The sequence below is a fragment of the Nitrosospira sp. NRS527 genome, assembly GCF_018406445.1.
GTDB classification, from domain to species: domain Bacteria; phylum Pseudomonadota; class Gammaproteobacteria; order Burkholderiales; family Nitrosomonadaceae; genus Nitrosospira; species Nitrosospira briensis.
Genome location: NZ_AP024515.1, coordinates 2,687,511 through 2,700,442, shown reverse-complemented (window position 1 = coordinate 2,700,442; position 12,932 = coordinate 2,687,511). Strand labels below are relative to the sequence as shown.

Genomic DNA, 12,932 nt, shown 5'->3' with positions numbered 1-12,932 from the left:
AACGTAATCGGAATGTGCAGATCGATAAGTCTTGACTCAGAATATGCTGAGAAATGCTGGCCACTTAAGGAAACGCTTATGAAGGGTAATCAACTCTTCGTAATGCTGTTTAACTCGGCTCCTGTTCTTTAGTAATTTGCACGGAACGCGTGGATCGATTGAAATCTATCTTCCGGTGATTTGCCGCTTGACTGGAAGAACCATCGTTTTCGCCGATAACCCCGTCTTTTCGGCCCTTGGCGATGCTATCGAAGGAAATCATGGGTCTTGAGAAACATATCTCCATCCGCAATTCGCTATAACCCTCTTTCCGTAGCTCATCAAGACTTCTTTCATAAGGCGGATGCAACGTGTCGCTATATTGGGCCGCAATTCCAGCCATCATTTCATCCGTAAGACTGGTGTTTTCCATGATTTGATGAATTTCATCCCAATGGGAACCTATTTTGCCATTACGATCGCGACCCATATGCCCGTATGACTTCACTCCGTTCAGAATTTTTTTCTGGAGCTGGCATTTTGTTCTTATCGGTAGGTGATAAATGGGAAAACTTTCTTTTGCGGGAAATTTCACTTTCGAAGAGTTGGTGCCTATGAAGAACGCATGATTGCCCTGTACGACAAAATAATCGCTTGATGGAATAAGGCTGGGTTGGAACGCGATCTTGCGATGGCGCGAAGGTTTTGGCGGCTTCAGAAAAAATTGGTTGATCACGCTGCCGCTTTCCATATCCAGCGGTACCAGATTAAGCCATGGCATGAAAATTACCGGGGATGAGCCGAGTTGCGAAAGCTTGCGATCGAACTCCTCCTTGGATTTAAACGGCAAAAACTCGTCTGCATCGAGAAAGAATACCCATCCCTGTGCTTTGTTATTCACAAGATTTTTTGCAGCCCAGGTCATTAATTCGGACTGATAATAACCGGGTTCGTCGAAGAAATAATATTCGATATTCGGGTGTTTTTCCGACAGGAGTTTTATGTATTCTCTCGTGCCATCAGAAGAGAGGTGATCAATAAGGATAATTCGATCGAACAAGGATAAAGCATGTGCACAAAAAGTTTCGAGGATGCCTTTCTCGTCTCTGATCATCGAGATGAGCGTCGTTTTCTTTCGGTCCCGACCTGTCGCTCGGTTCACGTTTCCGAATATGCTCGAAGCCCAAAAAATTTTCCAGCGAGCGAATAATTGCGTCCTCACGAAACTTTTCACGAGCGTGGGGACTGAAACAGTATGTTAAACATCCAACTGACCATAAGGGTTGCCAAAAAAAGTCGCTCATTCTAATAGCTGACCATATGACAGTCAAATTTATAAGAGGTGGGTTATTAGTGAAGTAATACGTAAATGTCATTGTGAATGTCAGATATTATCCAGCTTCAGTAAATTTAAGACCTATGCATTTCTACCCAGAAAAGCAATCTGATGCGTAGTAATCGAATGAATTTATTGATTATTTGACATATAATCATTTTCCGCCATCCACGCTTACGTGAGGACCGGATCAGGTTGGGTGAGTGAATTTATGGCGTATGTTTCCTGGTCTGGAAATGACGCTATCATCCATTAGACAAAAAACCGGTATCTGATCGTTTACCCTTGACCCTGCACGGCGCGTTGAGCATTAATCGGTAATGCGGGAAGTTCGCAAGACCATGAATGCTCCCCCTCAAGCCCATCCATCAAACCGTCGATGCGGAAGCGATATCGGGTGCACTGAAAGTGTTTGTGCGCAACAAATGGCGCGGAAGTTCCTGGCAGCAATGAATGGATGTTGATTTGGCGTACGCGGCGATGCATGCCGCGTACTGTCACGCGTAGCTGTACCCTAGCATATGCGGGTCAAGAGCCTGTCGAACCGTCCACGATTGCGTCCACGGCGATGGTTCGTTCGATGCGTTGAACACAAGAGTGGAATTCAAGTCTCGGCCTGGGGCACCGCTGGCAGGAGTGTATGGCGGTATCGTCGGATGTTGTTGCTTCCATCGCTCCCACAGCATATCCAGGAATGCGTGGTGCAGAAAGAAGACAGGATCGTTTGGAGAACTCGCGTCGGCCATGTTTCCCCCGACCCACCGATGGACAGGGTTATGCAGCACGCCCTCCGAAACACTTTCGAAGCCGGAAGGACCAGGCCAATACGGCGTCTTGGCCACGCACGCCGAGATGTCGCTGGAGGTTGGCAACCAGGCGGTTGAATCCTCCCCGAACTCGCGTCGGAGTCCCGGATCTCCAGAGGGATCATCCCATACGCGCACCTGGAATTTGCCGGTAGTAAAGGCGAATGGGCCGATCGTGACACGCCCTCCCTGAGCTTCGTCGCCATCCCCTCCCAAGAAGTCAGGCGTAAACGGATTGCTCGTGCTGGAATAATTCCAATCCCAATAGGGCAGCATGATCGAAGAATCGTTGCCGGCAGCCTGAAGAGCGAGTTCAAACTGCCGAAGCAGAATACGATGCCAGGGATAAAAGAGTGAGCTTCCGTGGGGCATCGGCTCGAACATTGCCGGTCCGGTCATCGCATTCTTGTGTACTTCCACGAAGTCGTCATACCGCTTCTGCATACCCGGGTGCAGGATGCTATCGACGCTATTCTTCAACGCCAGCACAGCGTTGACAAACGCTGTTTTCTGCGCTGGGCTCAGGTCCCGATGATTGTGGCGGATGTCCATACAGTTGCCTCCAGGGCTGAAGCACGTCTGATTACGTCGGGGAGTCAGAGCGTGCTGGCCGCTGCCAGCCGCGCTAGAGCGGTACTATTACACTTTGTGCCGTACCATGCATCACGAAGGTTTGCCAGGTTGTGGGTCGATGCGGCACCGAGTCGGGTCCGCTGAATTCTTCATGGATGGCGACGGTCGTGAAGTCGGCTGTCTGTCCTCGCGCAACTTCGATATTCGGCAGAAAAAAAGCGAAAATCGTGCCCCCTGTGTCAACCGACCTTGCCAGCGGAACCGAGACAAGTGAACCAAGCGCTGTTTGATCGGTGGTAATTTCGCTTGTCTTGAAATTCCGGGAAACCGATCCTTCTTTATAGGTGAGCGCAGTCAAGCCGGGAGTGATGCCGACCGTATACTTGACCTCGATATGATGTCCCTTCAGTACAAATTGATTTGCCATGATGGCCTCCTGGTTACGCGTTACGGTCGATTACTGCCAGTTTTGGAAATACCCCGGTTTCGCTGTCGTTCAGGCGCAGCACCCGCTGACTAATGCGGGTGATCAGGCTGCTTTATGTTGCAGTTTAAAGGGATATATTCATACCATATACTCGGTATTCTGACGTTCCTCCGTGGGCTACCGAACGTAAGCGATTTATCCAGAAATTCGTCTGATAGAAGTGCTATGGCAGCACTCCGGCGTCATAAATCCATCGATTAACCAAGGTCCGGGCGGCATTCGGGATTTCCGACGCGATCATCCCCACCGGGCCGCCATGTTGTTTCTGCAATGCGTCCGCTGCAGCGCCATGCAGATAGACCGAGAGTAATAGAGAATTTTCCGGGCTGAGTCCCTGTGCCAGAAAAGCACCGGCAATGCCGGACAATACGTCCCCCGTACCCGCGCTGCTTAAACCCGGATTTCCGGTAACGTTGATGTATCGTTTGCCGCCGGGTTCGGCGCAAATGCTGCCGGCACCTTTCAGCACGGCGCAGCAATTGAAACGGGTTGCAAGATTTGCCACCGCGGTCATACGGTCGTTTTGAATTGTTGAGATATCGGTATTCAGCAGGCGTGCGGCTTCAGCAGGGTGAGGCGTAAGAATGGAGGAGGCCTTGCGTGCTTTGCGTGCCTTGAGCAGGCCGGCAATTCTGGAGTCGGTTGCGATGATGTTTAACGCATCGGCATCCAGCACGAGCGGCAAGTCTGATTCCAGCGCGCAGCTCAGCCAGAAGCTGGCGTCTGGTTCCCTGCCCAGCCCGGGGCCGACAACCATGCAGTTCAGGTTATCGAGTTTGAATAAATCATGGGGAGGACGCAACATCAATTCAGGCTGTGCAGGATCTACACCGAGCGCGTTGCCGGCAATCAATCCGAGATAGACGCGGCCCGCGCCCAGCTTCAGCGCCGAGATTCCCGCCAGAAGTACCGCTCCGATCATTCCCGCTGAGCCGCCGATGATGCCGATGCTGCCGAACATGCCTTTATGGCTATTCGAGGGACGGGGTGGCGGCAATAATTGTTGTACATAGGCCTGATTCATCATCCATGAGCTGGGCTCTTTCAGCGACGAAACGTCCAGACCAAGATCGCGTACGAATATTTCCCCGCAATACTCGGGGCCATGCCCGGTCAGAAGACCGGCTTTGAGGCTGATGAACGTAACGGTGATGGCGGCCCTGATGGCGGCGCCATGCACCGTGCCGGTATCGCTGCCCAGGCCGCTGGGAATGTCGAGTGAGAGCACCGGCAGATTCATGCTGTTGACCGCCTCGACAAGATCGAGATATCTGGCCGCCAGGTTTCGCCTATCCCCATGATCAAGACCAATGCCGAACAAGCCGTCTATTACGACATCCCACGTTTCATTTTCAGGGATTTCGGAGAGTATCTCGCCGCTCGCGGCGAGCCAGGCGTTCAATGCCTGTTTCGCATCGTCCGAAAGATTCTTGCGCTCACCGGTAAACACCAGTGTGACCTTGTACCACCATCCGTGCAAATGGCGGGCCACCACGAAGGCATCGCCACCATTGTTGCCTGGGCCGGCGAGCACCAGCGCTCTCGTTTTGCCGGCGGTCAGAAGTCTTTCTCGCGCAATTTCAGCGGCGGCCAAGCCGGCTTTCTCCATGAGTTGGGGCCACCCGGGTAAGGCGGCCGCAAGTTGCTCGATCTCCCGGATCTCGGCGGCGAGATAAATAGCACTGGAATTATCATGTTTTGGTGGGCTCATGGTATCGATCGTCCAGGTATCTATAAATCTGGTCCCGTCATTACATGACGTTTCAGGAAATTTGATTCTTGAGTATCAACTTGCGTAATGAATTGCAAAGCTGCGCAATATTTGCCTTGAGGACACCTTATGGCAGCAAGCCAGTCCTTAAAAGAGTGAGCACCCCTTGGTCTATGGACGACGAGCAAGCGGCGAAAATAGCCGCAAACTGACCGCCAGCACTCGGGTAGGCTCGCAGAGCCACCGAATGAATTATCTGGGTTAAAGCCTCCCCAGCTACGGGCGGCCTGTCTTCTCGTGTAAAATGACACTCTCAATTTATCGGTTCAGGTTATCGAATGCTTCGACTTCGCGGTGGTAGCGCACTTTCCCCGTTCCGCCTGGAAAAACTGGCGGCCGCCCTTAAAATTACCGCTCCGCAAGTTTCCCATATTTATGCAGAATATTGGTACTTTTGCGCAGTGACGCGCGATCTGCGGGAGAATGAAACTGCGGTTCTTCGCAGGCTGCTCAAGTGTTCCCCAGAAAAGATATCCACGACAGAGGTTGGGGCATCACAGACCCAATTGTTTCAAGGCAATTTTCTGCTAGTGGTGCCACGCCCCGGCACCATATCGCCATGGTCGACCAAGGCGACCGATATTGCTCGCCATTGCGGGTTGGAGGCGGTGGAAAGGCTGGAGCGGGGCGTCGTCTTTCATTTCCACACCGTAGATCAGGCAGCGGGCGAGCTTTCAGCTCATGCCAAAGGCGCACTGGTCGCGCTGATACACGACCGTATGACAGAGGCGGTGGTGGACTCGCTCGATGCGGCAGAGCGTTTATTCAGGCATTTTGCCCCCGCGCCGCTCCAGTCAGTGGATGTGCTGGCAGGCGGGCGAGAAGCGCTGGACAAGGCCAACGACGAAATGGGGCTCGCGCTTTCACCCGATGAAATCGATTATTTCGCAGCCTATTTCATGCGCATTGGACGCAATCCCACCGATGTGGAATTGATGATGTTTGCCCAGGCCAATTCGGAGCACTGCCGCCACAAGATTTTCAACGCTGACTGGGTGATAGATGGCAAGCCTGAAACGAGATCGTTATTCTCAATGATTCGCCATACCCACCAGCAGCATCCGCAAGGCACGGTGGTGGCCTACGCCGATAATTCGTCCGTCATACAGGGAGCGAAAATCGCGCGCTTCTACCCCGGCAAGGGTAATGCGTATGGTTATGCCGATGAGCAGACACACATCCTGATGAAAGTGGAAACGCATAACCATCCCACTGCTATTTCGCCTTTTTCGGGCGCTGCCACCGGTGTGGGTGGGGAGATCCGCGACGAAGGGGCCACCGGTCGAGGCGCCAAACCAAGAGCCGGGCTCAGCGGTTTTTCGGTTTCCAATTTGAATATCCCGGGGTTTATTCAACCTTGGGAAGCGTATGCGCAAACGGGGACGGATCATTCTTACGGCAGGCCAGCGCGGATCGCATCAGCTCTGCAAATCATGCTTGAAGGCCCCATCGGTGGTGCGGCGTTCAATAACGAGTTCGGGCGGCCCAATCTGGCGGGATACTTCCGCACATTTGAGGAATCCATTGCCGGCGAGATGCGCGGTTACCACAAGCCCATCATGTTGGCCGGAGGCATCGGGCATATTGCCGAGCAGCATTCTTTCAAGGAAAAATTTCCAGCCGGCGCGCTGCTCATTCAATTAGGCGGACCCGGAATGTTGATCGGCCTCGGCGGTAGCGCGGCCTCCAGCATGGATACGGGAACGAATACCGAGAGTCTCGATTTCGATTCAGTGCAGCGCGGCAATGCGGAAATGGAGCGGCGCGCGCAAGAAGTGATCGACAATTGCTGGCAACTGGAAAGACGGGGCGAGCCTAATCCGATTCTTTCGATTCACGACGTTGGCGCGGGCGGTTTATCGAATGCGTTGCCCGAGCTGCTGCACGATTCCGGACGGGGCGGCTATTTCAATATACGTGATATTCCCTCGGAAGAGCCAGGCATGTCGCCGATGCAGATTTGGAGTAACGAGGCGCAAGAACGTTATGTGCTTGCGATCAGGCCCGAATCGCTGGAGTCGTTCCGGGCGATTTGCGCGCGGGAACGCTGCCCATTCGCAGTAGTGGGTACCGCAACGGCACTTGAGCAGCTTATCGTGGTTGATCCGGCATTCAGTAATCGGCCGGTGGATATGGATCTCTCCGTACTGCTGGGTAAACCGCCAAAAATGACCCGGGAAGCGACGCATATCAAAAAAACGCTGGCGCCATTTGATGTGGCGGGCCTGGATCTCCGAGAATCGGCATTCCGCGTGCTTCGGCTGCCGGCGGTAGCGGACAAGACTTTCCTCATCAGCATCGGCGACCGCAGCGTGGGGGGAATGACTGCGCGTGACCAGATGGTGGGGCCGTGGCAGGTCCCCGTAGCGGATGTGGCGGTGACGTCGATGGGTTATCGCGCCTATCTGGGCGAAGCATTCGCGGTGGGCGAGCGTACGCCGGTGGCGCTGATTGATCCAGCCGCTTCAGCCCGCATGGCGGTAGGCGAAGCCATCACCAATATGGCGGCAGCGCCGATTGAACATATCGGTGAGATCAAGCTTTCCGCCAACTGGATGGCCGCTGCGGGGCATCCTGGCGAAGATGCTGCCCTGTTTGACGCGGTTCGGGCGGTAGGGATGGAGATGTGTCCCCGGTTGGGAATCAGCATTCCGGTGGGCAAAGATTCGATGTCGATGAAGACGGTGTGGGAAGCGGAAGCCGGTCTCGGGGACGCGAAAGTCAAGAAAGAGGTGATTGCGCCCCTGTCGTTGATCGTTTCCGCATTTTCGAGAGTAGCGGATACGCGTAAAACGCTCACGCCGCAATTGCGCACGGATTGCGGCGTGACCGACCTTATCCTGGTCGATCTCGGTGCGGGCAGAAACCGCCTGGGGGGTTCGGCCCTGGCCCAGGTTTATAAACAGGTGGGCAATGATGCGCCGGACATGGCTGGAGTGGAGGGTGCGGAGCGACTCAAGGGGTTCTTCGCCGCCATACAACGCCTGAATCGTGAAAACAGGATAATTGCCTATCACGACCGCTCGGATGGCGGGCTGCTTGTCACATTGTGCGAGATGGCTTTCGCAGGGCGTGTTGGCATAGCCATCAATCTGGATCAGTTGTGTTTCGATGCGGCGGCGAACGACATCGATGGCAGCGAATTGAAACCGGAAGCGCTGGGTGGAAGATTCCTGGAGCGCATCATGTCGGCGCTGTTCAACGAGGAATTGGGCGCGGTGATCCAGATAGAGACGGCACAGCGCCAGCATGTGCTGGATATTTTATCGGCGGAAGGTTTGCGCGACCTGAGCTTTATTATCGGTAGCGTCAATGACGGGGATGAAATCCGGTTTCTGCGCAACAACAAGCCGGTATTCTTGGAAAAGCGCATCGAGTTGCATCGCGCCTGGTCGGAGACGACTTATCGAATGCAGAAGCTACGCGATAACCCAGAGTGCGCTCAGCAGGAGTACGATCGCATACTTGATGTCCGTGACCCGGGTTTGCATGCGCGGTTGAGCTTCGATGTAGATAACGACATCGCCGCGCCTTACGTTCACGGCGCCAGACCCCGGATTGCGATTTTGCGCGAGCAGGGCGTTAACGGCCACGTCGAAATGGCCGCAGCTTTTGATCGTGCCGGGTTTGATGCGACGGACGTACACATGAGCGATATCATCGCGGGGCGCGTTTCCCTGGGTGATTACAAGGGCTTCGCCGCCTGCGGCGGCTTTTCGTATGGCGACGTGCTCGGGGCAGGAGAAGGATGGTCCAGCTCCATCCTGTTCAACGCGCGTGCCCGCGATGAGTTTGAAACTTTTTTCTCGCAGGATGACACCTTTGCGCTGGGCGTATGTAATGGCTGCCAAATGATGAGCAATCTGCGCGAAATCATTCCGGGGGCTGAGCATTGGCCAAGGTTCGTGAGAAATAAATCCGAGCAATTCGAAGCACGTCTGGTCATGGTGGAGGTCCAGCGAAGTCCTTCGCTGTTTTTCGACGGCATGGCGGGGAGCCGGATGCCTGTTGTCGTTGCGCACGGTGAAGGTTGTGCTGAATTCACCGATAAGAATGAAATCTCGTTAATCTCACCGCTGGTTACGCTGCGTTTCGTGGATAATCACGGAATACCCACCGAGATTTATCCGCTTAATCCCAGTGGTTCTTCTCAAGGTATTACCGGCGTGACGACAGCAGACGGGCGTTTCAGCATACTGATGCCTCACCCGGAACGTGGCTTTCGTGCTGTCCAGCATTCATGGCATCCCGGTTGGAAAGAGGACGCACCATGGATGCGGATGTTCAGGAATGCACGTAAATGGATGGGGTGAGACATGAGCATGGCGAGCATGTCGACGCCCGCGGTGTCGGTGCTTGCTGAGCCGGATAGTTTGGATATGAAAAGGAAGGTTCGATGAAGGAATATCCCGCTTGAAGATCTTTCGGAGTGCTATCTTTGCTCCCTTTTCCGCATACGTTGGTCTCGCATTGATCGCCTCCGGTCTCTCCCTTGATATCGTGTCGGCGCAAACGAAAACCGCTGGCAAGGATAATCTGGACTGTGTGCCGGCCGGGAGCTGGATCGTGCCCGGTGACGGGAAGATATCCGGCACCGAAGTCATCAATCGCGCTGCCAGGCGTTCGGTCGTGCTGCTGGGTGAAATGCACGACAACCCCGAGCATCATCGTTGGCAATTACAGACGTTGGCCGCGTTGCATGCGTTGCGGCCGGACATGGTGATCGGATTTGAAATGTTTCCGAGGCGCGTACAAAAGGCGCTGGACCAATGGGTAGCGGGCGAGCTTACCGAATCGCAGTTTCTTGCTGCCTCGGACTGGAATGCCGTCTGGAGCACGGACGCGAATCTCTACCTGCCATTATTCCGTTTTGCACGCATGAACCGAATACCGATGCTGGCACTCAATATCGATACGCGTTTGAGAAAATCGGTTTCGGCGCAAGGTTTCGCCGGCGTGCCGGAGAATGAACGCGAAGGCGTGATGGCTCCCGCCGCGCCGAGCACGGCTTATCTCGACTATCTATTGCCGATTTACAGCGAGCACGAGCGTGGCGGCAAGAAGAACGGCGAGGCCGGTCGTGATAATCCGAATTTCCGGCGCTTCGTCGAGAGCCAGCAACTCTGGGACCGGGCCATGGCTCAAGCATTGAATTCAGCGGCGGGTCGCACAGAGCGTCCTCTTGTCATCGGGATCATGGGTTCGGGGCATATCAAATACGGTTATGGCGTTCCTCACCAACTGAAAGACCTGGGGGTGACCGATGTTGGCACGTTGCTCCCCTGGAATAGCGGTACCGCTTGCGGACAGATTGCCGTGGGGCTGGCCGATGCGGTATTTGGTGTTGCATTGCCATCGGTGGCATCGCATGAACGTCCACGGCAGCGCCTTGGCATCCGCTTTGAAATGGCACAGGATGGTGGCGCGCGCATACTGCAGGTAGAGAAGGGAAGTATTGCCGAGGCGGCAGGTATTCGCGAGAGCGACGTGATCAGGGAAGCCGCCGGAGTGCCGGTCAAGCAAATGGATGATATTGTCGAAATAGTCAAACGCCAGGCCCCGGGGACGTGGTTGCCGCTCAAATTGAAGCGCGGCGGGGATACAATCGAGAGTATCGCCAAGTTTCCAGCGATACTGAAGGGAGGCGAATGATAAGGTTGATGACAGGGCGGCATAGTTTGAATATCCATGGAAGCATCGTCTCCATCGTCTCTTTTCTGTTTTGGATTCTGTCGGCGCTTATTTCAAACAGCGCATCCGCCGCATCCGCCACATCCCCCGAGGCGGCCGATGCCGTTGAGATCACCTATGAAATTGAAGTTCGAATAGACCCGGTGGCGCACAGTATCGAGGGTCGCAGCGTCATCATGGCGAACTCGTCGGAAGAACTGACTCTCGTGCTGGGCCGTCGTTTCGGCGTGCTGAGTGCGCAGGTCAATGGCACATCGCTGGGGCCGGCCGCGAGTATGGGAAAAGTCCGGGCCTGGCGGGTTTTCAACGAAAAGGGCCTGCCGCGCCGTATCGAGGTTCGCTGGCGCGGCGAATTGACGCCGCTCGATACTTCGCTCGATCATGCTCAGACGCTGGGGCGGGACGAGCCGGCCAGTGGCGAGGCCGGAACCTTCCTGCCTGATTCAAGCGGCTGGTATCCGTACATTGCAGGGAAACTTGCCAGTTATCGCGTCAGCATCGAGCTTCCTCCCGGGCAACGGGCGATTGTTCCAGGCCGTCTGGTGGAAGAGTCCGAATCGGCCGACGGATACCGTGCACATTTTGAGTTTCTGGCACCGACCGGTGGTATCGACCTCATGGCCGGCCCCTATAGCGTCGAAACGCGTACGATGCGCGGCACCGGCGGCAAGCCCATCCAGTTGCGGACCTATTTCCACCCGCAGCTCGCAGACCTTGCACTTGGATATCTCGATTCAGTAAAGGGCTATATCGATCTCTACGAATCCTGGATCGGCGAGTATCCATTTACCGAATTCAGTGTCGTCTCCAGCCCTACGCCGACAGGCTTCGGCATGCCGACGCTCACCTATCTTGGGACGGAGGTGCTGCGGCTTCCATTCATTCGTTACACTTCGCTCGGCCACGAGGTGCTGCATAACTGGTGGGGAAACGGCGTATACCCCGACTACGCACACGGCAACTGGTCAGAGGGGCTGACCACCTTTATGGCAGATTACGCGTATAAAGAGCGTGAAAATCCCGAAGCCGCGCTGGACATGCGGCGCGGATGGCTACGCGATTTCGCCGCGCTATCGTCCGGGCAGGACGCGCCGCTCAGCACATTTACCTCGCGTACGCATGGGGCGACCCAGATAGTTGGCTACAACAAATCGGCAATGGTCTTCCTCATGCTGCGCGATATGCTCGGGCGCGAAACTTTCGATCGTGCTCTCCAGGCATTCTGGCAGGACCAACGCTTCCACATCGCATCATGGATGGATTTGCAGCGCGCGTTCGAGGTGGCATCGGGGAAGGATCTGAGTATTTTCTTCGACCAGTGGCTCACCCGTGGAGGGGCGCCGGTTATCCGCATTGCGGAAGCGGGACGCGCAAAGCCGGGGGGCTCGGCGGCTGCCGGACATCATCGTGTCAAGGTGACGCTTGAGCAAGCGGAACCCGCATACCGGTTAAGTGTGCCTGTCGCGGTCCGTACCGCCGGGGGCGAGGAATTTCACACGCTTGATCTTGAGAAAACGCGTCAGGTATTCACGCTTGACGTTAGCGCCCAACCGCTGCAGGTGACACTCGATCCGGATTTACGGTTGTTCCGGCGTTTGATGCCCGATGAGGCCCCGCCGATCCTGCGGCAGGTGATGGTAGACCGGACAGCCGCTACCATTCTGCTTCCTGAAAGCGGGGACGTGCACAGCACTGCCGGAACGCTGGCGGAAAAACTTCAACACCGCACCCCAACGCTGGCTTCGGGTACGGAGACGCCACCAGCGGTGCCGACGCTGGTGATCGGCCTCGAAGAGCAGGTGGATGCCTGGCTTGCAAGACATCGATTGCCTGCACGGCCTGACGTCGTGCGCGGCAAGGGTTCGGCGCAAGCCTGGACGGTGAGCCGTCCCGATGGCGTGACACTCGCAGTGATATCCGCGAGGGACATCGCATCTCTCGCTGCGCTAACGCGGCCGCTACCGCACTATGGTCGCCAGAGCTATGTAATATTCAATGGTTCGAAGGTGATCGGACGCGGTGCATGGCCAACACGCGCGCCGATGGTAAAGCTCGACTAATAGACCTAGCCCCTACACGCGATTCCCGGCTGTACTGTCTGTTGCACTGCGGCCGGGATATCTGTGTTGCCAACGCGGATTAGCGATTCACATCCCGTTCCCGCATTCACTCCCGTTACCTTCCAAATGCGAAAGTCCTTCAATTGAGACTGTAATAGAGTCGAGGCAGAAAACGGCTGCCGCAATGATGCGACTGGCCACAGAGGCAAGTATTCATTTTGAGCATGGA

General features: G+C 55.3%; 7 protein-coding genes. 3 read left to right on the top strand and 4 right to left on the bottom strand.

What is annotated here, in order from left to right; all coding sequences use genetic code 11:
* Window positions 1-109: 109 nt before the first annotated feature.
* The 4 genes from KJS40_RS12050 to KJS40_RS12035 form a co-directional block, all read right to left on the bottom strand.
* Window positions 110-1,093, bottom strand: a complete 984-nt coding sequence (locus KJS40_RS12050; protein ID WP_213538049.1) for a glycosyltransferase family 2 protein — start codon at window positions 1,091-1,093, stop codon at window positions 110-112.
* A 719-nt stretch (window positions 1,094-1,812) separates the two neighbouring features.
* Window positions 1,813-2,673, bottom strand: coding sequence for a tyrosinase family protein (locus KJS40_RS12045; protein WP_213538047.1), 861 nt, complete (start codon window positions 2,671-2,673; stop codon window positions 1,813-1,815).
* Window positions 2,674-2,746: 73 nt separating this feature from the next.
* Window positions 2,747-3,121 (bottom strand): hypothetical protein, encoded by a 375-nt coding sequence (locus KJS40_RS12040; RefSeq protein ID WP_213538045.1) that lies wholly within the window; start codon window positions 3,119-3,121, stop codon window positions 2,747-2,749.
* Between the two features lie 223 nt (window positions 3,122-3,344).
* On the bottom strand, window positions 3,345-4,892 hold the full coding sequence (locus KJS40_RS12035; RefSeq protein ID WP_213538043.1) for an NAD(P)H-hydrate dehydratase: 1,548 nt from the start codon (window positions 4,890-4,892) through the stop codon (window positions 3,345-3,347).
* A gap of 338 nt (window positions 4,893-5,230) precedes the next feature.
* Between KJS40_RS12035 and purL the strand changes: the two genes are divergently transcribed.
* From purL to KJS40_RS12020, 3 genes are all read left to right on the top strand, one after another.
* Window positions 5,231-9,265 carry a phosphoribosylformylglycinamidine synthase gene (gene purL / locus KJS40_RS12030; protein WP_213538041.1) on the top strand — a complete coding sequence of 1,345 codons (4,035 nt, stop codon included), beginning with the start codon at window positions 5,231-5,233 and terminating at the stop codon, window positions 9,263-9,265.
* A 100-nt stretch (window positions 9,266-9,365) separates the two neighbouring features.
* Entirely contained in the window at window positions 9,366-10,604 is a 1,239-nt protein-coding gene (locus KJS40_RS12025) for a ChaN family lipoprotein (RefSeq protein WP_244859590.1), read from the top strand.
* Window positions 10,601-12,703 (top strand): M1 family aminopeptidase, encoded by a 2,103-nt coding sequence (locus KJS40_RS12020; protein ID WP_244859589.1) that lies wholly within the window; start codon window positions 10,601-10,603, stop codon window positions 12,701-12,703. Before KJS40_RS12025 ends, KJS40_RS12020 begins: the two co-directional genes overlap by 4 nt.
* Window positions 12,704-12,932 lie beyond the last annotated feature (229 nt).